20 protein-coding genes are annotated in these 25,416 nt (G+C 57.8%); 12 read left to right on the top strand and 8 right to left on the bottom strand.

What is annotated here, in order from left to right; translation table 11 throughout:
- Positions 1 to 170: 170 nt before the first annotated feature.
- From IEX44_RS03860 to mscL, 4 genes are all read left to right on the top strand, one after another.
- Positions 171 to 1,343: an oxygenase MpaB family protein gene (locus tag IEX44_RS03860; protein WP_188689062.1), complete on the top strand. Its 1,173-nt coding sequence runs from the start codon at positions 171 to 173 to the stop codon at positions 1,341 to 1,343.
- Between the two features lie 106 nt (positions 1,344 to 1,449).
- A complete protein-coding gene (locus IEX44_RS03855; RefSeq protein WP_188689059.1) occupies positions 1,450 to 2,175 on the top strand; it encodes a transmembrane-type terpene cyclase in 726 nt (241 codons plus the stop codon).
- A gap of 74 nt (positions 2,176 to 2,249) precedes the next feature.
- The gene (rlmM, locus tag IEX44_RS03850; protein ID WP_188689056.1) at positions 2,250 to 3,308 is read left to right on the top strand and encodes a 23S rRNA (cytidine(2498)-2'-O)-methyltransferase RlmM; all 1,059 of its coding nucleotides are present in this window, start codon (positions 2,250 to 2,252) and stop codon (positions 3,306 to 3,308) included.
- Positions 3,309 to 3,391: 83 nt separating this feature from the next.
- The gene (gene mscL, locus IEX44_RS03845; protein WP_188689053.1) at positions 3,392 to 3,829 is read left to right on the top strand and encodes a large conductance mechanosensitive channel protein MscL; all 438 of its coding nucleotides are present in this window, start codon (positions 3,392 to 3,394) and stop codon (positions 3,827 to 3,829) included.
- Positions 3,830 to 3,910: 81 nt separating this feature from the next.
- On the opposite strand, the gene IEX44_RS03840 is transcribed toward mscL, so the two are convergent.
- Entirely contained in the window at positions 3,911 to 4,228 is a 318-nt protein-coding gene (locus IEX44_RS03840) for a nucleotide pyrophosphohydrolase (protein ID WP_188689050.1), read from the bottom strand.
- A 122-nt stretch (positions 4,229 to 4,350) separates the two neighbouring features.
- Here IEX44_RS03840 and ribA point away from each other — a divergent pair, with 122 nt between their 5' ends.
- Entirely contained in the window at positions 4,351 to 5,019 is a 669-nt protein-coding gene (gene ribA / locus IEX44_RS03835; RefSeq protein WP_229678729.1) for a GTP cyclohydrolase II, read from the top strand.
- A gap of 37 nt (positions 5,020 to 5,056) precedes the next feature.
- On the opposite strand, the gene leuA is transcribed toward ribA, so the two are convergent.
- The 7 genes from leuA to IEX44_RS03800 all read right to left on the bottom strand — a co-directional run bounded on the left by leuA (position 5,057) and on the right by IEX44_RS03800 (position 15,041).
- On the bottom strand, positions 5,057 to 6,706 hold the full coding sequence (gene leuA, locus IEX44_RS03830; RefSeq protein ID WP_188689046.1) for a 2-isopropylmalate synthase: 1,650 nt from the start codon (positions 6,704 to 6,706) through the stop codon (positions 5,057 to 5,059).
- A gap of 258 nt (positions 6,707 to 6,964) precedes the next feature.
- Positions 6,965 to 8,149 carry an MFS transporter gene (locus IEX44_RS03825; protein WP_188689044.1) on the bottom strand — a complete coding sequence of 395 codons (1,185 nt, stop codon included), beginning with the start codon at positions 8,147 to 8,149 and terminating at the stop codon, positions 6,965 to 6,967.
- A gap of 243 nt (positions 8,150 to 8,392) precedes the next feature.
- Complete coding sequence (locus IEX44_RS03820; RefSeq protein ID WP_188689041.1) at positions 8,393 to 10,027, bottom strand: isovaleryl-CoA dehydrogenase; 1,635 nt, start codon at positions 10,025 to 10,027, stop codon at positions 8,393 to 8,395.
- A gap of 101 nt (positions 10,028 to 10,128) precedes the next feature.
- Entirely contained in the window at positions 10,129 to 10,395 is a 267-nt protein-coding gene (locus IEX44_RS03815; protein WP_188689038.1) for a DUF3862 domain-containing protein, read from the bottom strand.
- 104 nt (positions 10,396 to 10,499) lie between these two features.
- On the bottom strand, positions 10,500 to 11,393 hold the full coding sequence (locus tag IEX44_RS03810) for a LysR family transcriptional regulator (protein ID WP_188689035.1): 894 nt from the start codon (positions 11,391 to 11,393) through the stop codon (positions 10,500 to 10,502).
- Positions 11,394 to 11,478: 85 nt separating this feature from the next.
- Complete coding sequence (gene rsgA, locus IEX44_RS03805; protein WP_188689031.1) at positions 11,479 to 12,558, bottom strand: ribosome small subunit-dependent GTPase A; 1,080 nt, start codon at positions 12,556 to 12,558, stop codon at positions 11,479 to 11,481.
- Between the two features lie 464 nt (positions 12,559 to 13,022).
- A complete protein-coding gene (locus tag IEX44_RS03800) occupies positions 13,023 to 15,041 on the bottom strand; it encodes an NADPH-dependent 2,4-dienoyl-CoA reductase (RefSeq protein WP_188689028.1) in 2,019 nt (672 codons plus the stop codon).
- Positions 15,042 to 15,513: 472 nt separating this feature from the next.
- On the opposite strand from IEX44_RS03800, the gene IEX44_RS03795 reads away from it, so the two are divergent.
- From IEX44_RS03795 to IEX44_RS03765, 7 genes are all read left to right on the top strand, one after another.
- Positions 15,514 to 17,001: an efflux transporter outer membrane subunit gene (locus IEX44_RS03795; RefSeq protein ID WP_229678728.1), complete on the top strand. Its 1,488-nt coding sequence runs from the start codon at positions 15,514 to 15,516 to the stop codon at positions 16,999 to 17,001.
- Positions 17,002 to 17,156: 155 nt separating this feature from the next.
- A complete protein-coding gene (locus IEX44_RS03790) occupies positions 17,157 to 18,287 on the top strand; it encodes an efflux RND transporter periplasmic adaptor subunit (protein WP_188689021.1) in 1,131 nt (376 codons plus the stop codon).
- A gap of 131 nt (positions 18,288 to 18,418) precedes the next feature.
- Positions 18,419 to 21,529 (top strand): efflux RND transporter permease subunit, encoded by a 3,111-nt coding sequence (locus IEX44_RS03785; RefSeq protein WP_188689018.1) that lies wholly within the window; start codon positions 18,419 to 18,421, stop codon positions 21,527 to 21,529.
- Between the two features lie 101 nt (positions 21,530 to 21,630).
- Complete coding sequence (locus tag IEX44_RS03780; protein ID WP_188689015.1) at positions 21,631 to 22,449, top strand: alpha/beta hydrolase; 819 nt, start codon at positions 21,631 to 21,633, stop codon at positions 22,447 to 22,449.
- A 246-nt stretch (positions 22,450 to 22,695) separates the two neighbouring features.
- Entirely contained in the window at positions 22,696 to 23,424 is a 729-nt protein-coding gene (locus tag IEX44_RS03775; protein WP_188689012.1) for a glutathione peroxidase, read from the top strand.
- 164 nt (positions 23,425 to 23,588) lie between these two features.
- Positions 23,589 to 25,004 carry a dihydrolipoyl dehydrogenase gene (locus IEX44_RS03770; RefSeq protein ID WP_188689010.1) on the top strand — a complete coding sequence of 472 codons (1,416 nt, stop codon included), beginning with the start codon at positions 23,589 to 23,591 and terminating at the stop codon, positions 25,002 to 25,004.
- Between the two features lie 192 nt (positions 25,005 to 25,196).
- Positions 25,197 to 25,400, top strand: coding sequence for a hypothetical protein (locus tag IEX44_RS03765; protein WP_188689005.1), 204 nt, complete (start codon positions 25,197 to 25,199; stop codon positions 25,398 to 25,400).
- The last annotated feature ends 16 nt before the right edge of the window (positions 25,401 to 25,416 follow it).

The raw sequence follows: 25,416 nt of genomic DNA, 5'->3' as shown, positions 1-25,416 counted from the left end.
CCAAACGGCGCTTTTGTCGCCCGCGTGCGCGCGTTCATCCTGAAAATGATGCAAAACCACCGGTTTTTGTCTCTTTTGTCGCCAGGGATACACGTCTTATACATGTCGCTGCTGTTATTTTTCTGCGGTGGAACTATGATCTGGCGCTTTAAAAACCTGTCAGGAACGTCATGCAAGTCTGGAGCAACGCTCTGCTGGATGAATTCAAGCGTACCGCTGATCCACTTGCGGACGATTGCATCCGGCATTTGATCGCCCATGGCGATATCACGACCGCCAATGACGTGCTGGCGCGTCTTGATACCGATCAAACCTGGCCCGCAGACACGCCGGCACCGCTGCTGGCTTACCTCAATGCCACAGCCAGTTTGCCGCCAGACGTAGACATGGCGCGCATTCATCGGGCGCAGGCATTTTTTACCCGATTCGGATTGCAGTTTGGCGTCAGCCTGATGTGCCGCTCGCTGCCGGTGTTGTACGCCGGCAAACAGGGTGGGGCGCAGGTACTGGCCGCAACCGGCCAGTTGACCAATCGTTTTGAGCGTCGCGCCTCCGAAACCCTTCGGTTTATTCTGAATAGTGCCGAACCAGGTGGTCTGGATGCAGGCGGTAAGGGGCTGCTGACCATCCGCAAAGTGCGGTTGATGCACGCTGCAATCCGCCATTTTGCCCTGGCCGCACGGGGCTGGCCGCAAGCGGCATGGCCAGAGCAATGGGGCATGCCGATCAATCAGGAAGAACTGGCCGGCACCATGCTGGCGTTCTCGACGATTGCCGTAGAAGGCCTGCGCACACTGGGCGTTGAGGTCAGCAAGGCGGATGAAGAAGACCAGTTATATCTGTGGAAAACCATTGGCCATGTGCTGGGGATTATTCCGGATGCGATGCCCGATGATGTCCCGAGCGCTCGCGAATTCTGGACTGCGCTTGATCGCCGAAACTTCGGCCCGTCGCCGGCGGGTGCCAAACTGGCGCAAGCGCACGTCCAGTTTTTGCAATCCCAATTGCCAGACATTGCCCGCGGGCTTGTTCCTGATCTGATGGCTGTGTTGCTCGGTCGCCGTGCCGCCGGTTATCTGGGGTTGCAACAGTCGCACTGGTGGAGCTGGGCCATTGACTTGATGCGTTGGGTGTTCCGGATCAAGCGTAAATTGGCCGACAGTTCTCACACCGCGCAAAGCTTTGTAGAGATGTACAGCGAGGTCTTGATGGAAGCCTTGCAGAAACACTGGGCCAGCGCAGACCCGGGTGCACCGTTCCGCATCCCGGACACCCCGTTGCATCCAGTGACCCGGCCGGCGCCCGCGGGCGAGCCACATGTGCAGATCAACATTCAGCCCTGACGGGTCAGGGCTGAAGAAAGCCAGGATCGATGTAAACAACCGCATCGCCACACCGCGCCGAAGGCGCTAACAAAACCAGCAAAACCCGAATAACAGGGAGCGTTTCATGATTGCCGTAGCCAGCGGTGCCAATGACCCCACCGCCTTGTTCAACACTGTCAGTATCGACGGTAGTATCTACACCATGCCGCAGTTGGCATTCTTTGCCACGGGTTGTCTGTTGTGGGTGGTTGCTTATGCATTTGTCTTGCTGCAGGCCCATCGCAATCGCGTGGTAGAAATGGCCGTACTGGCCGCCGCCAGCAATCTGGCATGGGAGTTTGTCTGGGGCGTGCCCTTGCATACCGATATGGGTGTGTTCCTGGTATGGACTTACCGCGCCTGGCTGTTGTTTGACCTGTTCATCTTTCATCAGGTACTTAAACTGGGGCGAGAGCAATTCACCACGGACTTCTTCAAACGTCACTACAACGCCATTGTCTGCGCGACGGTGGTGTTCTTTGTTGCCGTGTACTGGGGGATGTCATTGTCTGGCATTGATTCGCCTATCGGCGCGCGCTCGGCCTATGTCTGCCAGTTCATCATCAGCGTGTTGTGCCTGATCTTGCTGGTGCAACAGCCATCTACTGTTGGCTATGCATGGACCATTACCTGGCTGCGTAGTCTGGGGACCTTGCTGGTTTCCGTATTCATGGTTTTGCATTACCCCAAAGATGTGTTCCTGCTGGTGCTGTGCGCAGGTGCGACCGTTCTGGATGCGTTTTATTGCGTGTATTTCCTGCGCTTGCGTACCAACAAGACAGTGGCCATGCCGGCGCAAGTGGCCGCCTGATCTGGTGTTGTTGTTTTCGGTAACCAGGGCAAGTCAGGTATCCTTCGCCTTTGATTGATTTGCATCAGGTTACTATGCGTCACGCACTGCTGTTTTATTGCCGGGCCGGTTTTGAAAACGACTGCCGTCAGGAGTGGGAAGCCCGCTCCGGCCAGACCGGGGGTTGGGAAACCGCGCCTGGCTTTGCCCTGTTCAAGCCCGGCAAGGGCGGTGAGGCTGATCCCAACCCGCCTACGGCCAAAGAACTGATCTTTGCCCGGCAGATGCTGTATGTCCTGGCAGACGTCAAACTGGGTGACAAAGATCGGCTGACGCCCATCATTGATGCGCTCAAGGCAGGCAAGACGCAGTCATTCAATGACGTCTGGCTGGAGCATCCGGACTCGGACGAAGGCAAGCCTTTGTCTGGCTTTTGTCGCCGCTTTGGCGATATTGCCCGCAAGGCGCTGCAAGAGCAGGGCTTGATTGACGAGAGTGCGCGCTATCGGCTGCATCTGTTTTTCCCATCCATGAACCGTGTCATCGTCAGTTCGGTAGACCCTAAACTGGCTGCCAGTGACTGGCCCATGGGTATTCCGCGCGTGCGCATGCCGGCCGAAGCGCCCAGCCGCTCTACGCTCAAGCTGGCCGAAGCCTTCATGACACTGGTACCGGATGCAGAATCGCTGCTCAAGCCAGGCATGACCGGGGTTGATCTGGGGGCGGCACCAGGCGGCTGGACTTACCAGCTGGCGACACGCGGGATCAAGGTTTACGCCATTGATAACGGCCCTATGAAAGGCGACATGGCCATTCACCCCAACGTCAAACATATGCGCACGGATGGCTTCAAATTCAGGCCGCAAAACCCGGTGGACTGGCTGGTGTGCGACATGATCGAACAACCCGCCCGCGTGGCGCAGCTGATTGCGCAATGGATGGCCCATGGTCAGGCACGGCTGGCCGTGTTCAATCTCAAGTTGCCGATGAAAAAGCGTTGGTCAGAGGTGGAGCGCTGTTTTGGGCTGATTGATGAAATCATGCACTCGGCAGACATCCGCTACACACTGACCGCCAAGCACCTGTATCACGACCGCGAAGAGATCACCTGTTTTCTGGCGCGCCAGAAAAGTGGTGGCAAGCGCGGCAGGTAAGGACAGGCAGCGTTGACAGCGTGCAGCCTTCCCGGCACGCTTTATGCCATGTTCATTTCGGGTTCATCCAGGGGTAAGCGGTCATGTTCAAGGAATTCAAAGAATTTGCCATGCGCGGCAACGTGGTCGATCTGGCTGTCGGTGTGATCATTGGTGCGGCGTTCGGCAAGATTGTGGATTCGCTGGTCAAAGACATCATCATGCCGCCGATTGGCCTGATTCTGGGCAAAGTGGATTTCAGCAATCTCTATGTGCTGCTGAAAGAAAGTGACAAAACGCCTGGCCCGTATGCCACGCTGGAAGCCGCGCAAAAAGCAGGTGCGGTCACGTTGAACTATGGCAATTTCATTAACATTGCCATCAGCTTTGTCATCGTGGCGTTTGCCGTGTTTTTGCTGGTAAAAGGCTTGAACAGCATGAAGCGCGCAGAAGAAGCCGCGCCGGCTGCACCGGCTGCGACGCCGGAAGATGTTCAACTGCTGCGCGAAATTCGTGACCTGTTGCAACAGCAAAAACAGTAACTGAGTAAATGAGTAAGTGGCTCAGCGTATTAACTAATAAAAAAGCCGGGTGTTCCCGGCTTTTTTATTGGTGTTGGCGAGCTAGCCCCTGGGTGGGTGCTTGATGGCATTAAGCTTCATCTTGCGCAGCATGGCGTCTTCAATATCCACATTCATGACATCCGCCAACTGCAGCATGTACAGCATGACATCGGCCATTTCCTGCTCGACCAGATCGCGCTTGATCTCATCGTGTGCCAGCGCTTGAGACTCTTCCGGCGTCAGCCACTGAAAGTGTTCGACCAATTCGGCCATCTCGACCGACATGGCCATTACCAGGTTTTTAGGCGTGTGGTAACGCGCCCAGTCACGGGCGGCGACGAAGTCTCTGAGTTGCTGTTGCAGCGCGGGTAAATCCATTCAGACTCCTTGAAAAACGGCGCACGCCGTAACTGTATGCTGGCGTGGTATTGAATATCACGATGATGGCACCATCATGATATGTGATTTCTAATACCGACTCTGCTTGTGGAATGCCCCTCATGTCTGATATCCAGGTCAGCGAACCTCTTGAAAGTGCCCTGAAACTGGCGAACTTTGTCGCCCGTTCCCGTTTGCCCACCAAACATGGCGAGTATACGGCGCACGTCTATCGTTCTCACCTTGATGGTGTAGAACACGTCGCGCTGGTCGCGGGGGATGTTGCCAACCGTGAAGCGGTGCTGGTTCGTTTGCACTCTGAATGCCTGACTGGTGATGTGTTTGGTTCCTTGCGTTGTGATTGTGGCGAGCAACTGGAAATGGCGCTGGAACGCATCAGCAAGGTCGGGTCTGGCGTGTTGTTGTATCTGCGTGGCCAGGAAGGGCGGGGCATTGGCCTGGCGCACAAAATCCAGGCCTATGCCTTGCAAGACCAGGGCATGGATACTGTCGATGCCAATACGGCACAAGGTTTGCCGGTGGATGCGCGCAGCTATGATGCTGCGGCGGAAATCCTGCTTGATCTAGGCATCAAGTCTGTCCGGCTGATGAGCAACAACCCCAAGAAGCTGGCCGCGCTGGAGGCATCCGGTGTGCCGGTCGTGGAACGCGTGATTCACCAGGTTGTACCCAATAAAGAGAACATTCATTACCTGGAAACCAAACGGGTAAGGATGGGGCACATGCTCTCGGAAGATACGCACCTGTGTTACCGCAAGTGTGACCAATAAAAAAGCCGGGCTAGCCCGGCTTTTTTTGTGATTGCACTCAGGCTTTGGCGGCCCGGTTCATCCCGCTCAGCACGGCCTTGATGGCCGCTGTCACGATGTCGCTGTCGACACCTACACCATACAGCGTGCGGCCGTCCGGCACGCGCAGTTCGACATAACACGCCGCGCGGGCGTCTTCGCCTTTGCCCAGTGAGTGTTCGTGGTATTCCACGATATGCGCCTTGCCATCCAGGGCGCGCACAAAGGCTTCCAGCGGCCCTTTGCCTTCACCATTCAATTGCACGCGCTGGCCGGCCAGTGCGATGTCAGCCGTGATAGCGACACCACCCGTCTTTGCGCTATGCAAATGGTGGGCATAGTACGTCCACGGTTCTACGGCGCGCAGATATTCCTGGGTGAAAATGTCGTGGATATCGGCGCCGGTGATCTCGCGGCCGGTTTCATCCGACACGCGCTGGATGGCACGGCTGAATTCAATCTGCATACGGCGCGGCATTTCAAAGCCGTATTCCTGCTGCAGCACAAAACTCACGCCACCCTTGCCTGACTGGCTATTGACGCGGATCACGGCGTCATAGCTGCGGCCTACATCGGCCGGGTCGATCGGCAGATAGGGGACTTCCCAGAATTCATCCGGCTTTTGTTTGGCAAGGCCCTTCTTGATGGCGTCCTGGTGTGAGCCAGAGAACGCGGTGTAGACCAGGTCCCCTGCGTAGGGGTGGCGGGGGTGTACCGGCAGCTGGTTGCAGTACTCGACCACTTCACGAATGGTGTCGATCTGGCTGAAATCGAGGCCAGGATGGATGCCCTGACTGTAGAGGTTCATGCCCAGTGTCACCAGATCGACATTACCGGTGCGCTCGCCATTGCCAAACAAGCAACCTTCAACCCGATCGGCGCCGGCCATGACGGCCAGTTCTGCGGCGGCCACTGCCGTGCCTCGATCGTTATGCGGGTGCACGGACAAGATCACGCTGTCGCGGCGATCGAGATTGCGGCTCATCCATTCGATCTGGTCAGCGTACGTGTTGGGTGTGGACATTTCCACGGTTGCCGGCAAGTTGATGATCATCTTGCGCTCTGGCGTGGGTTGCCACGCCTGGATGACGGCGTTGCAGACTTCAAGGGCAAATTCGGGCTCAGTCGCGGTGAAGGTCTCGGGGGAGTACTGGTACACCCATTCGGTTTCCGGGTACTGCTCGGTGAACTGGCGGACGAGGCGCGTGCCTTCCAGTGCCAGTTGTTTTACGCCTTCGCGATCAGTATCGAACACGATTCGACGCCAGGCCGGCGCGGTGGGGTTATACAAATGAACGATGGCACGGCGGGAGCCCACCAGCGACTCTACACTGCGCTTGATCAGGTCTTCACGTGACTGGGTGAGTACCTCAATGGTGACGTCATCCGGAATAAGGCGTTCTTCAATCAGCTTGCGCACGAAGTCGTAATCCGTCTGCGAGGCGGAGGGAAAGGCGACCTCAATCTCCTTGAAACCAATCTGCACCAGTGTTTTGAACATGCGCAGCTTTTTCTCGGCATTCATGGGATCGATCAGCGACTGGTTGCCGTCGCGCAGGTCTGTACTCATCCATACGGGTGGATGAGTGATGCGCTGATCGGGCCAGGTACGGTCAGGCAGGGCGATCGGACTGAATGCACGGTACTTGCTGGCAGGATTCGGATGCACGGTGGTCTCCTGGGGTTGCTTGTTAGACTAAATGTATAAATTGTCGAAAAACTCACTGAGTTATTGTCAAATTTAGTGGTTTAAATACTTTTTTGTCAAACAAATTTGGAAATAAAGTCTGAAATTTTCGTTTTACACTTACTTGTTTTACTAAATGTCTAATATTTGATGCGGAAGAGGGGCAAAACAAAACGGCCCGCAAAAAGCGGGCCGTTTCGGGTAAGACGCAGCAGTATCAATATGGCAGATCGAGCGGGATCAAACGTCCTTCATCCGGAAACAGCAGACCAGGGCCGTACAGACACTCAGCACCGCCACATAAAAGACGGCGTGATAACCCCACAACTCAGCCACTGAACCTGCAACCGCGCCGGCAACAACAGAACCTGTCCGTGTGCTGGTGGCAAACAGCGTGGTGGCCATGCCGATCTGGCCGGGCATGACATCCTGGAAATACAACATGCCGATCCCGGCAATGATGCCAATGAAAATCGCGTTCAATAGTTGCATGGCGATCATGGCGTACTCGTTGGAAATCAGCGTCATGCAGATGTAGAACAACACGCCCGCTCCGGTCGCAAAGCGCATCATGCTGCGCTTGCCAAAGCGGCGGGTGTAGTACCCCGCAATCAGCATGGCGGGGATTTCCAGTGCCGCAGCAGTGCCCATCAGAATGCCGACCGTGCGTTCTGGCAAACCCAGATCACGCGTGATGTACAGCGGCATGGTGATCAAATACATGCTGTTGCAGGTCCACATCAGCGTGCAGCCGATAAACAGCAACCGCACTTGCGGATCGCGCCACCAGCTCACACGCGGGGCATGCGATGCAGCGTGATGTTTGCGGGGGGGCAGGTCTGGCAGCACCTTCCAGACAATCAGTGCACAGCCCAGAAAGGCAGCCGATGCGCCCAGGTACATGGCCGGGAAGCCGTAACCAATGGCCAGGGCAAAGGCGAGCGGCGGGCCAATGACCCAGGCCAGCGAAATCTGTGCCCGCATGATTGAATTGAACATCACGGCTTCGCGGCCGGAGTGATCTGCATGTTCACGGGCCAGCGCAAACACTTGCGGGTTGCCCGTGCCGCCGAAACTTCCCAGCACCACGCCGACCGTAATCAGAAGCAAATAGTGGCGATCAAACGCAAACAGCACGCAACCTAGCGCACCCAGCAAACAGCACCACACGATCAGCATGCGGCGGTTAATGCCCTTGTCGGAATGATGAGCCAGCCATTGGCTGATCAGAATGCCGATAATGGCGCTTACGGTGTAGAAGGTGCCGACCAGAAAGGGGCGCACACCAACTTCATTGCTCAAGAACAAACTGAGCGTGGGGACTTGTAATGCGCCAGCGGTACCGGTGAGAAAGGCCACCACCAGGAAGGCGGCGGAAGCGAGGTCAGGCTTTTGCCTGTAATACAGGGCAGTCAGGGCGCGCATGATCTATGCCGGCCCTTATTCTGACGCGGGTCAGCTTGGGGTCGAGGCAGCAGGTAAGAAATTGCAAAAGAAACTATTAAAACTATTTCGCAGTGTATTAAACACTTGTCATTTTCTCACGCGGGTTTTTGTCACCGTTTGTGCTGGCCTTGCTGTGTGGGTGTAAAGAGTGGATGAGCGGTGAGATGAAGCATGAACAAGTCAAAGCGTCGCTGAGCGAAGATGGCTGATGCATCACGTAACTTATAGCGCTGGTAGTGCCCGTTTTAGCAGTAACGATGCCTCTCGCACCTGCGCACCATATTGGCTGACAGTGGCGTTTAACCGGCCAAGGCACCAGGCGTCCGCTATCGCTGCGTTGCCGTTTTCCAGCAAGACGGCAGCACAAGCCAGGTGAACGATGCGCTCGGCCAGATCTCGCATGCGGTGTTCTTCAGGTGTGGCCAGCAGGGGCGCAATGATCGTGGATGCCACCGCGAATGCCGGATGTGCGCGGGCAAGTGGGGCAAACCAGTTTTCCAGCGCATCCCGGGTTTGAGGTTCTTTGGCCAAAGCGCGCATGACATCCAGTGCCATGATGTTGCCAGAGCCTTCCCAGATCGCGTTGACGGGCATCTCGCGGTAAATGCGCGGCAAGTCGCTTTCTTCGATGTAGCCGTTGCCGCCCAGGATCTCCATGGTCTCGACCACGAACCCCGCGCCTCGTTTGCAGATCAGGTACTTGGCAGCGGGGGTCAAAATGCGCGCCAGGGCTTGCTCGTGCGGTTCAGCCTGCGGGCGGCGCCAACGGGCCAGTCGTAGCAAGAGCGCCGTATAACCTTCGAGCTCCAGTGCCAGATCAGCCAGCACACAAGCCATCAGCGGATGTTCGATCAGCACCTTGCCAAAGGTGCGGCGGTGGCGAGCGTGATAAAGCGCCAATGACAAGGCCCGGCGCATTAACCCGGTGCTGCCCAGTGCGCAGTCAAAGCGCGTGTGGCCCCCCATTTCCAGGATCGTGCGACCGCCTTTGCCTTCTTCGCCGACCAGCCAGCCCAGCGCGTTGTGGAACTCCACCTCAGAACTGGCATTGGAGCGATTACCCAGTTTGTCCTTGAGGCGCTCCAGCGCGATGCCATTGCGCTGGCCATCTGGCAACACGCGCGGCAGCAGAAAACATGATAATCCGCCGGCCGCTTGGGCCAGCACCAGATGCGCATCGCTTTGCGGCACAGAAAAGAACCACTTGTGACCATTCAGGCGATACATACCATTGCCCGCCGGCGTGGCTTCGCTGGTATTGGCACGCACATCAGAGCCGCCTTGTTTCTCTGTCATGCCCATGCCAATCAATACGCCACGTTTGGCGGTAGCCGGGGCATCGGACGAATCGTAAAGCGGGGAGAGCAAGGGTGATAACCAGTCCGCGCAGGGTCCGTTCTCGGTCATGAGCGTTCGTTGCAAGACGGGAACGGCGCCGTAGGTCATGGTCACCGGGCACAGGGTGCCGGCTTCGACTTGCGCGTGGAGCATAAAGCGCACCGCTCTTGCCACGGGGGAGTCGTCCGGGTCGCCCCAGTGGCCATTGTGAAGACGGCTCGCAGTCACCTCTGACATCAACCGATGCCAGGCGGGATCAAAATCCACGCGATCAATGCGCCTGCCGCCGGCGTCGTAACGGATCAACGCCGGTTTGTGCTGGTTGGCGCGGCGGCCCAGCTCAAAGGTTTCGGGTGTGCCAAGGCGCGCGCCCAGTCGCGTTAACAGTTGGCTGTAGTCGTTCGCTGGCGACTCAGCCGCCAATGCTTCGCGCAAAGGCAGATCGGCCAGAAACAGATTGTACTCATTCAGCGGGCGGGGCTGATTGAGCGAGTCTTCGTTGGGAGTATTGCGTGTCATGCCGGAACTCCATCGGGCTGGCATGACTCAGGCTAGACCGGCGCGGCGCAGAAAAACAGGCCGCGCCGTCCAGTGAACGGTGCAGGTGTGTGAACAGGCGCTTAGTGTTTTTGCAGATCTTTGGTCAGTACCACGCCGTTGACCAGGCGCAGGGTGATGACGGTGCCGCGAGATTCCCAGACCGCGTTTTCACCACTAATCCCCAAGAGTGAACTGCTCTCGGTTTTGTCCGGTTCACCCAGGATTTGCACTACATCCGCGCGAGCCATGCCGGTATCGATTTTGGCGTAGTTTTCGGCAGTAATTTTGCTGCAGGCGGTGAGCGCCAGAGTCAGTACGGCGGCAATGAGCAGGGTTTTGGTATTCATGTGGTCCTCTTTGGCTTGCGGGGTTTGTTCTTGTGTTCAAGCCTGCCAGTTTACCCTGCCACTTCAGGTCTGCCGCTTGACCGCGCTGGTCGCTGCGGCGCAGTTCACAGCATGCCGGGCAGTTTTTCGCCCAGGAAGTCCAGAAAACAACGAATCCGCGCCGATAAACCGGTGTTGCGGTAATACACAGCATGAATGGGCTGGAAGGTGGTCATGGTGAACTGCGGCAGGACTTCGACCAGTCTGCCTGCCGATCGCGCCTTGCTGGTCATGAAGTCAGACAAACACACAATGCCATTGTCTTGTTCTGCCAGTTGCAGTACGGACTCACCGCTGGAACACACCAGTGCTGGCGTGATGGTGTAGCCATCACCCTCGGCATGCCGCAGTGGCCAGGTATTGAGCGACTCTGGCTGGCTGAATCCGATCAACGAATGATCGGCCAGATGGCCAACATGTTCTGGTGTGCCATGTGTGGCCAGATAAGCCGGTGAAGCTAGGACTCGCAAACGGGTATGCCCCATAAACCGGGCGTGCAGGGATGAGTCTTGCAATTGCCCGTGGCGAATGGCGATGTCGGTGCGCTGTTCCAGCAAGTCGATGATCGTATCGCTGGCGTTCAGTTCCAGTGCAATACCTGGGTAGCGTTCACGAAACTCTGCAACCAGCGGCACGATCACATGCAAGATAAATGGGAACGCCCCATTCACCCGTAGTCGCCCTGCGGGGTGTTCACGGCGCACCGCCAGTTCTTCTTCTGCATCATCAATAGCGGCGATGATCTTGCGCGCATTGGCCAGAAAAAGCCGGCCTTCTTCGGTGAGTTCAAGTCGCCGGGTAGTGCGGTTGAGCAGGGTGGTCGCCAGCTTTTGCTCAAGCCGCGTCAGCGCCCGGCTGATGCCGGACGTGGTCTGGTCTAGTTGCTGCGCAGCGCCGGTGATCGACCCAGTGTCGACGACGGTCACAAACGCCAGCAATTCTTCAGTGCTGATTTTCATTTATTGATTATTCATCAAGTCTGGCCGGTTTCAACAGGCCATTTTTGCAAAAGAAGGGTGCGCCCGGTCAGGCGCCCCCGCCCGATTAGCCGCCGCGCTTTTCACGGTGTCGTGCAGTACCGGCTTTGCCAATGGCTTTCCAGCGTGCGGTTTCGGCTTTGCGTTCCAGTGCGGTTTGCTGACCACGTCGCGCTTCCCGAATCAACTTGTGATAGTTACGCAGCCGGTCTGGTGCAATTGCTTCACGTACGGCGCAGCCAGGTTCGTCCCGATGCTGGCAATCCCGAAAGTGGCAATGCGCTGCCAGTTGGTCGATATCCTCAAACCCGGCGTTGATGCCGGCCTCATCGGTATCTGGCCGCCAGGTACGCAGCCCAGGCGTATCGATAATGCAAGCGCCGCCGGGTAGCCGATGCAATGAGCGCGCGGTGGTGGTGTGCCGGCCACGCCCGTCGCCTTTGCGTACGCCACCCGTAGCCTGGTCATCTGACTGACTGAGCGTATTGGTGAGGGTGGATTTACCTGCACCGCTGCTGCCCAAAACAACCAGTGTTTGCCCCGCCGCCAGCCATGGCATCAAGGTCAGGCAGGTTGCTTCTTCCAGCCCGTTAATCGCCAGGATCGGTATGTCGGCTGGCAAGCGGGCCTGTAGCTCTGCCAGTTTTTCCCCGGCATCCGGGCTGATATCGGCCTTGGTCAGTACCGCTACGGCGTTGATGCCTGCTGCACGGGTGAACGCGATATAGCGCTCAAGCCGGCGTGGGTTGAAATCCAGGTCCAGCCCCATGACCAGCAAAGCGGTATCAACATTGCTGGCCAGTGGTTGGCGCCGGCCATCGTTGGCGCGGCGGGCCAGATGGCTGATGGGCGGGAGTTGCTGGCCAACCCAGTGTTCGCCAAGGTCGTTGGTCTGTGTAATCACCCAATCACCTACGGCCAGTGCGCTGGCATGGGCGTGTAGTGATTCGATCAGCCAGGGGAGTACGCGGGCGGCGTGTTCCATATTGCCGTCGTGTAGCGTCACACAGTCACGCTGGATTTCCACCACGCGCATCAGCGCAGCAGGTTGAGTGGGTTGTTCATCAAGGGTGTACAGCAGATTGACCACGGTCTGGTTCAGACCAATCAATTGCAATTGCGGATAGTCGAAAGCGACTTCAAGCATGGTGTCCGTTATTCCTGTTCCGGTCTGCCCGCGACGCGCGCAGGCACACGCTGCGTATTTGGTCACGCAGCGAAGAAAGAGGGAGGTCGGCCATGCCCGAGGAGGGCGAGAAATCGTGGCGGGCTGTCAGCGCATGCCGTCACATGCCAGATACACGCAATGCGTGACGGCAGGCGGACAACAGCAGCAGGACTTCAGATCAGGGTAAAGAGAGCGCGCCCGCTCAGGCGTTGACCGACAGGAGGGCAAGATCAGTTGTACGCATCTTTGGGTGCTCCTGTGGTAGTGGGGTGGAGCAGGCACTGTGCGCCAACGCTGCCAGGCTTGTCAAACCAGGGGTATGTGGGTGATGAGGTTTGTACAACGCTGAAGGGATGGGCGTCGCGCTGTCGTGGTTTTTGGCCGGTGAGGGGCATCAAAAAGCCCGACTCAACGGTCGGGCTTTTTGGCTGGCAGCAACCCGATCACAATCCCATCGCCACCTTCATGCCATCTGCAATCGCGCGCCGCGCGTCAATTTCCCGCGCTTCCTGCGCGCCACCAATCAGGTGTGCTTTTACCCCGCGTTCAGTCAATGCATCAAACAAGTCACGCACTGGTTCCTGGCCTGCACAAACCACGACGTGATCCACCGGCAGGCATTGGTCTTCATCCTTCACGCGGATATGCAGCCCGGCGTCGTCAATACGCACGTATTCAACGCTGCCAATCAGATTGACCTTGCGGTGTTGCAGCGTCAGACGATGAATCCAGCCCGTGGTTTTGCCAGGGCCGGCGCCAGGTTTGCCGGGGCGGCGCTGCAATAACCAGATTTCACGCGTCGGCGTATGACCTTCAGGCGCCGTCAAGCCGCCCGGTGTGCTGATGGTCTGGTCGATACCCCATTCGGCCAGATAGCGGGCGATGTCGGTTTCGTGATGCGTTTCGTTCTGTTCAGACAGGAACACCGCCGTGTCCACGCCAATCCCGCCCGCGCCAATGATGGCAACACGCTGACCCACTGTCACCTTGCCGCGCAATACATCCGGGTAGCGCACGGCTTTAGGATGGTCGATGCCTGGAATGGCGGGTTCACGCGGCTGCACGCCGGTCGCGATGACCACATCGTCAAAACCGGCCAGATCATTCACATCGGCGCGGGTGTTGAGTTTGACCTTCACGCCACGGCGTTCGACCAGCCGGGTGTAATAACGCAGTGTTTCTTTGAATTCTTCTTTGCCAGGGATCTGACTGGCAATGCGGAACTGGCCGCCAAGGGCGTCGCCCGCTTCAAACAGGGTGACATCATGGCCGCGTTCTGCGGCGGTTGTGGCACAGGACAAACCCGCAGGGCCAGCGCCGATGACGGCGACACGACGACGAGTGGAAACCGGTTTGATGACCCACTCTGTTTCACGGCAGGCGCGCGGGTTCACGAGACAACTGGCTTGCTGGCCCTGGAATACCTGGTCCAGACAGGCCTGATTGCAGGCAATACAGGTGTTGATCTCGTCCGCTTTGCCGGCTGCAGCTTTGTTCACAAAATCTGAGTCGGCCAGCAGCGGACGCGCCAGTGAGACCATGTCGGCAATGCCGCTGGCCAGGATGTCTTCGCCAATTTCAGGTGTGTTGATGCGGTTGACGGCAATCAGCGGCACTTTCACGTGTGGGCGGATTTGCGCCGTCACCCAGCTGAATGCTTTGCGCGGCACGGCTGCTGCAATGGTCGGAATACGGGCTTCGTGCCAGCCGATGCCGGTGTTGATCATGGTCACGCCAGCTGCTTCGAGTGCTTGCGCCAGCTCGATGGCTTCGGTCAGTGTGCCGCCGTCTTTGACGAGATCCAGCATCGACAGGCGGAAGATGATGATGAAATTGTCGCCCGTGGCAGCGCGCACAGCTTTGACGATGGCCAGCGGCAAACGCATGCGATTGGCAAAGCTGCCGCCCCAGTCATCGTCACGCTGATTAGCATGCAGGCTCAAAAACTGGTTCAGCAGATAACCTTCTGATCCCATGATTTCCACACCGTCGTAACCTGCTTCTTTTGCCAGGCTGGCGGTGCGCGCAAAGTCTGCGATTGTGCTGTGGATTTCATCCTCGGTGAGCGCGTGCGGTGTGTACGCAGAGATTGGCGAAGCAATCGCGCTGGGGCCGACACATTCGGGGTGATAACCATAGCGGCCGGCATGCAGGATCTGCAAACAGATATGGCCGCTTTCGGCATGCACGGCATCGGTGACTTCGCGGTGACGCTGCACGGCAGCAGCATCGTTCAACATGGCCGCATCGGCGTAAATCTGGCCGGCAGCATTGGGGGCAATGCCACCCGTGACAATCAGCCCCACGCCGCCAGCGGCGCGCTCGGCGTAGAACGCGGCCAGTGCCGACAGACTGTCGTGCTGCTCTTCAAGCCCCGTATGCATGGACCCCATCAGCACGCGGTTGCGCAGCGTGACAAAGCCCAGGTCGAGCGGTTGCAGCAAATGTGGGTAGGCAGCCATTGCAGAGTCCTCGCATCGTGTATTTGCCGGCCTTGCGCAGTGTAGTTGTCTGGCCGGGTGCATCATATTAAAACGATTGTTTGAATTGGTCTGCCCATTCTTGGATGAATGTACCCGGGAAGCCACTAAGGATTTTCCTGAGTGTCCCCGTTTAATGCAGCGATCTGGCGGGTTGCTGGCAGGGAAGAGGGGGCTGTGTGTCACCGGCGTTACATCCGCTTGCACAGAAATTTCGCCAGATTGCAAGTCATATCCCCAAAAATATAATCAATAAAAATATATTTGCTGGACGGTACAGTCTAGACGAGCCCGAACTGACTCATTATGATGCTGTTCTTATTACGGGCTGATCGCATGCCCGCTGTTCGCAATGTCGGTCAGGCGCAAGCCGCTTGCCGGTTTTGTTCCTCTGTTGCCCCGTGCTTTATCCAGGCACTGCAGCCGGGCTGATCGTACTTTCGGGATTGTCATGATGCGTGTTGTGCCTCGCCATTTTCTCGTCGTTCCCCTCGTTGCCATGATCGCCGGTTGCGCGGTCGGGCCTGATTTCAAATCGCCGGATGCCCCGGCAGCTCAACGTTACAATCAGGTGCCTGTCGCGGCCCGGACGGTCAGCAGCAAAGGTCTGGATGGCGCAGCCCAGCAGATCGTCGCCGGCCAGGTTCAGGATGACTGGTGGGCGCTGTTTGGTTCGGACAAGCTCAACGCACTGGTGGCTGAAGGCCTTGCCCACAGCCCTAACCTGGACCAGCTGAAAGCCACGCTGCGTCAGGCTCAGGAAAACTATAACGCCCAGTACGGTTCAACTGTCTTCCCGCAGGTTGACGGTTCTTTGAGCGCATCGCGTAATCGCATCTCGGCCGCGACATCCGGTACTGGCGGCTCGTATATCTACAACTTGTACAACGCGTCGGTGAACGTGTCGTACACGCTGGATATTTTTGGTGGCAATCGTCGTGAGCTGGAAAGCTCTGCCGCACAAGTTGATTCGCAACAATTTCAACTTGAAGCTGCACGCCTGACCCTGGCCGGCAATATCGTTACTGCGGCTATCACTGAGGCCTCGCTGCGCAAGCAGGTCGAGGTGACCAAACAACTGGTCGATCTGCAGCAGTCGCAGCTGGATATCCTGCAAAAGCAATTCAAGCTGGGGGCGGTGTCGCAAGCCGATGTATCTACCCAGCAAACGCAGGTCGCCACCATCAAGGCGTCACTGCCGGACCTGAACAAATCCCTGGCGCAAGCGCGGACCCAACTGGCGGTGTTGCTGGGCCGCACGCCGGATAACGGTACGCCGGAACTGTCGCTGGAGGACTTGCAACTGCCGACCAATTTGCCGGTGAGCTTGCCTTCTGAACTGGTGCGTGCGCGTCCTGATATCCAGGCCTCTGAAGCGCTGGTCCATGCGGCAACCGCGCAAGTGGGTGTTGCCACGGCCAATCTTTATCCCAAGATCACGCTGACGGGCTCCCTGGGGCTCGCGTCGCAAAGTTTCAAGACGGTCAGTTTTGGCAATGATGGTCTGTGGAGCATTGGTGCTGGTCTGGCTCAGCCGTTGTTCCATGGCGGCTCGTTGCGTGCACAAAAACGGGCGGCTGAGGCCGGGCTGGATGCCTCGCTGGCGCAGTATCGCCAGGTGGTGCTGAACGCATTCAAGAATGTGTCTGACAGTCTGCAGGCGCTGGATCAGGATGCGCTGGCCTTGCAAGCGCGGGTCGATGCAGCGGATGCGGCCAAGCGTTCGCTCGACTTCACTCAGGCACGCTTCAAGCTGGGTGGCACCTCGTTTGCGTCATTGCTGATTTCGCAACTGCAATATCAGCAAACCCAGCTGAACATGTGGACGGCCAGCGCGACACGGCTGACTGATACCGCTGCGTTGTTCCAGTCGGTGGGCGGCCCACTCAAGGCGGACGGCGCGGTGGCAAATGCCGCCAGTGCGCCGGCTGCGGGTGGCTGAACACAGTATTTGAATTAAACAAAACGTGACATGACGTGTTGTGGAGGGAAGAGCAAACCCTTCATGACTGGTGGAATCGGGCAGGGCCAACAAAGCGCTGCTCGTCCGGGAAAGAATCCGTAATCGCAGTACCCAAGCCTTCGGGGAGAATTTGTATGACCAAGCGCATGATTATCATGCTGGTTGTTGTCGGGGTGATTTTTGGGGGCATTTTTGGCTTCCAGGTCTTCAAGGGAATGATGATCAAGAAGTACCTGAGCGGTAACAAGGCACCGCCGGTGACCGTGACTGCGACCCACGTGGGTGTGCAGCCGTGGCAACCGACGTTGTCCGCCGTAGGTACCCTGCGTGCTGTGCGCGGCGTTGATCTGTCCAGCGAAGTCGCCGGCCAGGTGCGTGAAGTGCTGCTGCAATCGGGCTCGTTTGTGAAGGCTGGCCAGCCGCTGGTCAAGCTCAACGACGATACCGAAGTAGCACAACTCAAATCGCTGCAGGCTTCGGCTGATCTGTCTGCCACCACCCTCAAGCGCGACAAGGCCCAACTCGAAGCACAAGCCGTAGCGCAAGCCGTGGTCGATGCTGACGTTGCGGACCTGAACAGCAAGAACGCGCTCGTGGCCCAGCAACAAGCCGTGATCGCCAAGAAAGTGATCCGCGCGCCATTCGCTGGCAAGGTGGGTATCAGCACCGTTAACCCGGGCCAGTACATCAACCCGGGCGACAAGCTGGCCACGCTGCAGACTGTTGACCCGATCCTGGTTGACTTCCTGGTGCCGCAACAAGCGCTGCAGCAACTGAAGATTGGTCAGACGATCAACGTCAAGAGCGATGCCAATCCGAAGGCGACCTACGCTGGCAAGATCACAGCCATTGACGCCAAGGTTGATCCATCGACCCGCAACATCCAGGTCGAGGCCTCGGTCAGCAATCCCAAGGGTGAACTGCTGGCTGGCATGTTTGCCACGGTGAATGTCTCTACGCAAGAGCCGATCAAGTACCTGACGCTGCCGCAAACAGCCGTGAGCTTCAACCCGTACGGTGAAGTGGTCTTCCTGATCACGGAAGGCAAGGACAAGGACGGCAAGCAAGAACTGAGCGTGAAGCAAACCTTCGTAACGGCCGGCCAGACTCGCGGCGACCAGGTCTCCATCACTGGTGGTCTGAAAGAAGGCGACTACGTGGTCACCAGTGGTCAGCACAAGCTCAAGAACGGCAGCACGGTCATCGTGAACAACAAGCAAGCACCTTCCGACAACCCGAATCCGCAAGTGGGTAATGAGGAATGATGTCGCGGGCCGCAGCCCACGTTGCGGCCTGTTCCTGACCAGCAAGACCTGGTGGCGCGCCACAAGTGCGCCGCCAGGGCAGAAAGGCTCTCTGCCGGTTCCACGCCTGCAGATACACAGAGGTTAGCCAGATGCGCTTTACCGATATTTTCATACGCCGGCCCGTGCTGGCGACCACGCTCTCCCTGCTGATTCTGGTGCTGGGTTTGCGTTCGCTGGATCTATTGCCGATCCGGCAGTACCCGAAGACCGAAAACGCGGTGATCACGATCTCCACCACCTATACCGGCGCTGATCCGGAACTGGTGGCGGGCTTTATCACCACGCCGCTGGAGAACTCCGTTGCGCAGGCTGAGGGCATTGATTACATGACCTCGACCAGTACGCAGGGCAGTTCCGTGATCACGGCCAACCTGCGACTGAACTACGACGGCAACAAGGCGCTGACCGAAATCACCTCCAAGGTGAATGCGGTGCTGAACCAGTTGCCGCAGGGCTCGCAACAGCCGGTCATCGCTATCTCGGTCGGTGACACCATCGACTCGATGTACATCGGCTTTTATAGCAAGGCGTTGCCGCCCAACAAGATCACCGATTACCTGATCCGCGTGGTGCAGCCAAAACTGCAGGCCGTGGACGGGGTGCAACAGGCGGAAATCCTGGGTGAGCGCCGCTTTGCCATGCGTGTATGGACCGATCCGAAAAAGCTGGCCGCCTATGGCGTGACGGCTGCGGATGTCTCGACTGCCTTGCAGGCCAACAACTTCATCTCTGCCGTGGGCCGTACCGACGGCAATATGGTGACGGTGAACCTGACGGCCGATACCGGTCTGCACTCGGCTGACGAGTTCAACAACCTGATCGTCAAGCAAAAGGCCGGCGCCATTGTGCGTCTGTCTGACGTGGCCAATGTCTCGCTGGGCTCGGAAGACTACAACACGCAGGTAGGATTTGACGGCGTACAGGCGGTGTATATCGGTATCAAGGTGGCGCCAAACGCCAACTTGCTGACCGTGATCGACAGCGTCCGCAAAACCATGCCGGAAGTGCAAAGCCAGTTGCCAGAAGGGCTGCAGGGCACCATCGTGTATGACGCGACCAAGTATGTGAACAGCGCCATTCATGAAGTGATCTGGACGCTGGGCGAAGCGCTGCTGATTGTGACCGTGGTGATTTTCCTGTTCCTGGGCTCGTTCCGTTCCGTGATCATCCCGGTGATCGCCATGCCGCTGTCGCTGATTGGCGCGTTCATGATCATGCTGGCACTGGGCTACACCATTAACCTCTTGACCCTGCTGGCCTTGGTGCTGGCGATTGGTCTGGTGGTGGATGACGCGATTATCGTGGTGGAGAACGTTCACCGACACATTGAAGAAGGGTTGTCGCCATTCCAGGCGGCCATCAAGGGCGCGCGTGAACTGGCAGGCCCGATCGTCGCGATCTCGGTCGTGTTGATTGCGGTGTATGTTCCGATCGGCTTTATGGGTGGCCTGACTGGCGCACTGTTTACCGAGTTCGCCTTCACCCTGGCGGGTGCCGTGGGTGTGTCTGCCATCATCGCGCTGACGCTGTCGCCCATGATGTGCGGTCGCTTCCTCAAGCCGCATGATCCGGAACACCCGGAAAAACTGGCGCAATGGCTCGACAAACAGTTTGATCGGTTGCGTAACCGCTATGAGCGCTCGCTGCGGGGTTCGCTCGATTACCTGCCGGTTGTTGGTGTGTTCGCGTTGATTATTCTGGTGAGCATCTACTTCCTGTTCATTACCTCCAAGAGCGAACTGGCTCCGCAGGAAGATCAGGGGATTGTGATTACCATGAGCACGGGCGCACCCAATGCCTCGCTCAAGCAAACACAACAAGATGCAGTCCAGGTCTTCAATATCTTCAAGGGCTTCAAAGAGACTGACCACGTCTTCCAGTTGACCGGGGTGTCGGGTCTGAATACCTCCATTGGCGGTATGGTGCTCAAGCCTTGGGATGAGCGCACAACCACTGCTGACAAGATCCAGCCGCAGGTTCAGCAAAAGCTGGGTGAGATTGCCGGCGCGCAAGCTGCGGCGTTCCAGCCGCCGCCGTTGCCGGGCGGTGGTGGTGGTCTGCCAGTGCAGTTTGTCATCAACACGACCAACGACTTCCAGCAGTTGAACGAAGTGGCGCAAGAGATGATGGCCAAGGCGCGTGCCAGCGGTGTATTCATCTACATGGACGTGGACTTGAAGTACGACAAGCCGCAAACCGAGATCAGCTTCAACCGCGACAAGGCCTCGCAACTGGGTCTGTCGATGAAAGATCTGGGTGACTCGCTGGGTGCTGCGCTGGGTGGTGGCTACGTGAACTACTTCAGTCTGGCTGGCCGTTCGTACAAGGTCATCCCGCAAGTGGGTCGTGAAGATCGTCTGAACCCGGACCAACTGCTGGATTACCACATCACGACTTCGACCGGCGACAGCATTCCGTTGTCAACGGTGGCCAAGGTCAAGACCACGGTGATTCCGCAGCAACTGAACCACTTCCAGCAGATGAACTCTGCGACGATCTCTGGCGTGCCGTTCCCCGGCGTGACAGTGGGTCAGGTGATCCAGACCATGCAGGGCATTGCCAAAGACACGCTGCCGCAAGGTTACACGGTGGATTACGGCGGCCAGTCGCGCCAGTTTGTGCAGGAAAGCAGTGCGCTGATTGTCACCTTCGTGTTTGCGCTGATCATCATTTTCCTGGCGCTCGCGGCGCAGTTTGAAAGCTTCCGCGATCCGCTGATCGTGATGGTGTCGGTGCCGATGTCGATCTGCGGTGCGATGATCTTTGTCTCGCTGGGGATTGGTGGTGCAAGCTTGAATATCTACTCGGAAGTGGGTCTGGTGACGCTGATCGGCCTGATTTCCAAGCACGGTATCCTGATTGTGGAATTTGCCAACCAGCAGCAAAAGCTGGGTCACAGCAAGCGCAAAGCCATTGAAGACGCCGCAGGTATTCGTCTGCGTCCGATTCTGATGACCACTGCCGCCATGGTGCTGGGCGTCCTGCCGCTGATTCTGTCTTCGGGTGCGGGTGCACTGGGCCGCTTCAACATGGGCCTTGTGATCGCAACGGGTATCGCGATCGGTACGCTGTTCACTTTGTATGTGGTTCCGGCCATTTACATGATGCTGGCTGCTGACCACAATGCCGCCGCGCATGAAAAAGAAGACGAAGAAATTCGTGCGCTGGACGAAGGCGCAGCGGGTCAAAGCGCTCACTAAGTGAGACTGTGTACCGCATGGAAAACCCCGGCACCTGCCGGGGTTTTTTTATGGGTTTTGCCACCAAAGCATGCCAGGGAAGGGCCGGCTACAATCATTGCATGACCAAACCCGTACACACGCTTTACCAATACAACTGGCCCGTCGCCGATGCCCGTAAAGCCATCATGATTGCCCACGGGCTCGGCGAGCACGGTGGCCGTTATGAGCACGTCGCACGCTGGTTTAACCAGCATGGCTTTACAGTGCGCATTTATGATCATTACGGGCACGGCAACAGCCCCGGCGCGCGAGGCTCTTTGTTGCATGCGGATATGCTGCTGGATGATCTGCGCAGCCAGTTCACCGCCTTTGAGACCGAACTCGGTTTTACACCGCTGCTGCTGGGGCACAGCATGGGCGGCCTCGTCGCTGCGGCTGCCGTCACGGGTAAATGGGTGCAACCTGCCGGGCTGATTCTGAGTTCACCCGCATTGCGTACGTGGCAAGGGAAGCCGGTGCACGCTTTGGCCTGGGCGCTAGCGCACACCGTGCCGCGCATGCCGATGCGCCGCAAATTTCCCAATCACAAGTTGTCGCATGATCCGGCAGTCGGGCAGGCCTTTCTGGAAGACCCGCTACGCCATGCCCGCATGACACCCAGGCTGGCACATTTTCTGTTGGCAACCGGCAACCGGGTGTTGGGCGAGGTACGTGATCTGGCCGTGCCCACCCTGTTGCTGGTGGCCGGGGACGATGAACTGGTTGATCCCGCCGGCAGCCGCACCTTTGCGGCGAATGCGCCCGCCGGCATGGTGGTACTGCATGAGTTCCCCGAGTTCTATCACGAGCTTTTCAACGAGCCAGACCCATACCGTCAGGCGGTGCTGGCGTCGGTACTGACCTGGTTGACCACCTTGCCTGCGCCTATGCAGCGCTGATTGAGCGTCTTGCTGCAAGCCGGTTTGTACCGTGTTGTGTGGTGCATTTGACTGGCACTGGTCTGATGCCGCTGTTGTCTGACTTCTTCGGGCGTTCGAGGGATGATAGCCGTAGCCTATGTGTTTTTATTGATCGATATTTTCTATCGAATTGTTTGTAACAATAAATTGGATCAATCAATCGGGCATCGGCATACTTCGTCCATCGCATCAAACAACACAACCGACCAGCAAGGAGTAACCACTATGCAATCTCGTGAAGGCCAACGCGTTCCCAATGTCACTTTCCGTGTTCGTGAAAACAACGAATGGAAAAACGTGACCACCGACGATCTGTTCAAGGGCAAGACCGTGGTGCTGTTCTCGCTGCCGGGCGCGTTCACCCCCACTTGTTCTTCTACTCACCTGCCGCGTTACAACGAACTGGCTCCGGTGTTCCGTGAGCAAGGCGTCGACAGCATTCTGTGTGTGTCCGTGAACGATACCTTCGTCATGAATGAATGGGCCAAGGATCAGGAAGCACAAAACATTGTGATGGTGCCGGACGGCAACGGCGAATTTACCGAGGGTATGGGCCAACTGGTCGACAAGGCCAACCTGGGCTTTGGCAAGCGCAGCTGGCGCTACTCCATGCTGGTAAAAGACGGCGTGGTGCAAAAGATGTTCATCGAGCCGGAAAAAGAAGGCGATCCGTTTGAAGTGTCCGATGCCGACACCATGCTGAACCACATTGCCCCGACTGCGAAGAAGCCGGATCAAGTGGTGGTGTTCTCCAAGGTCGGCTGCGCATTCTGCGCCAAGGCCAAAGAGCAACTGACTGCAGCGGGTTATGACTTCATTGAAGTGCCGCTGGACAACAAAGTTCGCGGCAAGGTACTGGGCGCTGTCTCTGGCACCATGACTGCCCCGCAAGTCTTCGTGAACGGCAAGCTGATTGGCGGTTCCGAAGAAGTGGCAAAGTTTGTCGCTGCTTAAGTCGCACCAGTAAGTCTCTGTCTGGAACAGGCGGTCATCGCACCGCCTGTTTTCCCCCTCTCCAGTTTGCAGACCACAGCACATGACCCTGTGCCGTGCGGTGTGGTCTGCGCGCTGAATTCGCGTATCCCGATTAAACACTCAATCAAAACAAGGGGCTCGTCATGACCAATCAAAGCAAGATTATTACGACCGATGTGGCGATCATTGGCGCCGGTACCGCTGGCCTTGCTGCGTACCGGGCTGCCATTGCGGGTGGTAAACGTGCGCTATTGATTGAAGGCGGCCCCTACGGCACCACCTGCGCCCGAGTGGGTTGCATGCCATCCAAACTCTTGATTGCCGCTGCCGAAGCCGCCCACGAAGCGCGCCATACCGCAGCCTTCGGCGTGCATATTGATGGCGATATCCGCATTGACGGTCGCGAAGTGATGGATCGCGTCAAGCGTGAACGTGATCGTTTTGTCGGCTTTGTGGTGAAGAGCGTGGACGGCATTCCGGCTGAGCACAAGCTGGCTGGCTTCGCCCGCTTTGTTGATAACACCACCCTGCAAGTGGGTTTTGATGGTGGTGAACAAACACTGGTACAAGCCTCTCGCGTGGTCATCGCCAGTGGTTCCAGCCCGGCTATTCCGGAGGCGTTCAAGGTATTTGGTGATCGCCTGATCGTGAACGATGACGTATTCAACTGGGATACGCTGCCAGAGAGCGTGGCTGTGTTCGGCCCCGGCGTGATTGGTCTGGAACTGGGTCAGGCGCTGTCACGCCTTGGCGTGAAAGTGAGGCTGTTTGGCGTACGCGGCGGTGTTGGACCACTGACTGACCCGCAAGTGCGAGACTATGCCAAAGGCGTATTCCGGAGCGAGTTTGCCTTTAACCCGGATGCGCAAATCGAAAACATGGCGCGCGACGGCGACAAGGCCGTGATCACCTTCCGTGAAGCCAACGGCGAGAGTGTGACGGAATCGTATGACTACGTACTGGCCGCGACTGGCCGCACGCCCAATGTGCGCGGCCTGGGCCTGGAAAACACCGGCCTGACGCTGGACGAACGCGGCGTGCCGCTGTTCAACCCGGATACCACTCAATGCGGTACTTCGCCGATCTTTATCGCCGGTGATGCCAATCATTTCCTGCCTCTGCTGCATGAGGCGGCTGACGAAGGCAAAACGGCGGGCACCAACGCCGCCACCTGGCCACAAGTAAACCCCGGCCTGCGCCGTGCCACGATCGCCGTGGTGTTCTCTGACCCGCAGATCGCGATGGTCGGCCAGCGTTTTGCTGATCTGGTGCCGGACAGTTTCGTGACCGGTGAAGTGAGCTTTGAAGACCAGGGCCGCAGCCGCGTCATGCTCCGCAACAAGGGTCTGATGCATGTGTACGCCGACAAACAGACTGGCCGTTTCCTGGGGTCCGAGTGGATTGGCCCGCGCGCTGAAAATATTGCCCACCTGCTGGCATGGGCTGTGCAGCAACAACTGACGGTGCCGCAGATGCTCGACATGCCGTTCTACCACCCGGTGGTCGAGGAGGGCTTGCGTACGGCATTGCGTGATGTAGCCGCAAAACTGGCTGCATAACGGGATACGTTCAACCCTTGATGCGGGCACTGCGGTGCCCGTTTTTTTGCCCGCCAGTCCAGTCGAAATGACAAATGCATGTGTCGGGTTCAGGCTGACAGCTGTAACCGGTGCGGGCTGATCGTGTGGCAGCGGTAGATCGCGCGATGATGAGGTCAGCTGGCCTGAATACGCGCCGGCAAGGAGGGCATCATGCGTATCCCGTCTAAATCACTTCAGTCACTGAATTTGCTGATGGCTGCATCGGTACTGGGGAATATGTCTGGCCTGTACGCCCAGCGAGAGTGGGTGACGCCAGGCAGGAAGATGCTGCCGGATGTCGAGCGGCCGTTTCCGGAAGATACAGAAGAAGACCTCTGGTCAAGCCTGGAGCACGCGTCGGGCCCGCGCCACTAGGCGGGTAGGGCATAGC

The organism is Silvimonas amylolytica (assembly GCF_014645555.1).
GTDB classification, from domain to species: domain Bacteria; phylum Pseudomonadota; class Gammaproteobacteria; order Burkholderiales; family Chitinibacteraceae; genus Silvimonas; species Silvimonas amylolytica.
Note: the sequence above shows the minus strand (reverse complement) of the source record. Positions and strands in the feature narration are given on the sequence as shown.

Coding starts and splice junctions, on each gene's coding strand:
- IEX44_RS03770 (WP_188689010.1), top strand. CDS start 23,589: ATGACCAATCAAAGCAAGATTATTACGACCGATGTGGCGATCATTGGC.
- IEX44_RS03780 (WP_188689015.1), top strand. CDS start 21,631: ATGACCAAACCCGTACACACGCTTTACCAATACAACTGGCCCGTCGCC.
- IEX44_RS03860 (WP_188689062.1), top strand. CDS start 171: ATGCAAGTCTGGAGCAACGCTCTGCTGGATGAATTCAAGCGTACCGCT.
- IEX44_RS03790 (WP_188689021.1), top strand. CDS start 17,157: ATGACCAAGCGCATGATTATCATGCTGGTTGTTGTCGGGGTGATTTTT.
- rsgA (WP_188689031.1), bottom strand. CDS start 12,558: ATGCTTGAAGTCGCTTTCGACTATCCGCAATTGCAATTGATTGGTCTG.
- IEX44_RS03765 (WP_188689005.1), top strand. CDS start 25,197: ATGCGTATCCCGTCTAAATCACTTCAGTCACTGAATTTGCTGATGGCT.
- IEX44_RS03855 (WP_188689059.1), top strand. CDS start 1,450: ATGATTGCCGTAGCCAGCGGTGCCAATGACCCCACCGCCTTGTTCAAC.
- rlmM (WP_188689056.1), top strand. CDS start 2,250: ATGCGTCACGCACTGCTGTTTTATTGCCGGGCCGGTTTTGAAAACGAC.
- IEX44_RS03810 (WP_188689035.1), bottom strand. CDS start 11,393: ATGAAAATCAGCACTGAAGAATTGCTGGCGTTTGTGACCGTCGTCGAC.
- ribA (WP_229678729.1), top strand. CDS start 4,351: ATGTCTGATATCCAGGTCAGCGAACCTCTTGAAAGTGCCCTGAAACTG.
- IEX44_RS03795 (WP_229678728.1), top strand. CDS start 15,514: ATGCGTGTTGTGCCTCGCCATTTTCTCGTCGTTCCCCTCGTTGCCATG.
- IEX44_RS03815 (WP_188689038.1), bottom strand. CDS start 10,395: ATGAATACCAAAACCCTGCTCATTGCCGCCGTACTGACTCTGGCGCTC.
- IEX44_RS03800 (WP_188689028.1), bottom strand. CDS start 15,041: ATGGCTGCCTACCCACATTTGCTGCAACCGCTCGACCTGGGCTTTGTC.
- IEX44_RS03785 (WP_188689018.1), top strand. CDS start 18,419: ATGCGCTTTACCGATATTTTCATACGCCGGCCCGTGCTGGCGACCACG.
- IEX44_RS03840 (WP_188689050.1), bottom strand. CDS start 4,228: ATGGATTTACCCGCGCTGCAACAGCAACTCAGAGACTTCGTCGCCGCC.
- IEX44_RS03825 (WP_188689044.1), bottom strand. CDS start 8,149: ATGCGCGCCCTGACTGCCCTGTATTACAGGCAAAAGCCTGACCTCGCT.
- mscL (WP_188689053.1), top strand. CDS start 3,392: ATGTTCAAGGAATTCAAAGAATTTGCCATGCGCGGCAACGTGGTCGAT.
- IEX44_RS03775 (WP_188689012.1), top strand. CDS start 22,696: ATGCAATCTCGTGAAGGCCAACGCGTTCCCAATGTCACTTTCCGTGTT.
- IEX44_RS03820 (WP_188689041.1), bottom strand. CDS start 10,027: ATGACACGCAATACTCCCAACGAAGACTCGCTCAATCAGCCCCGCCCG.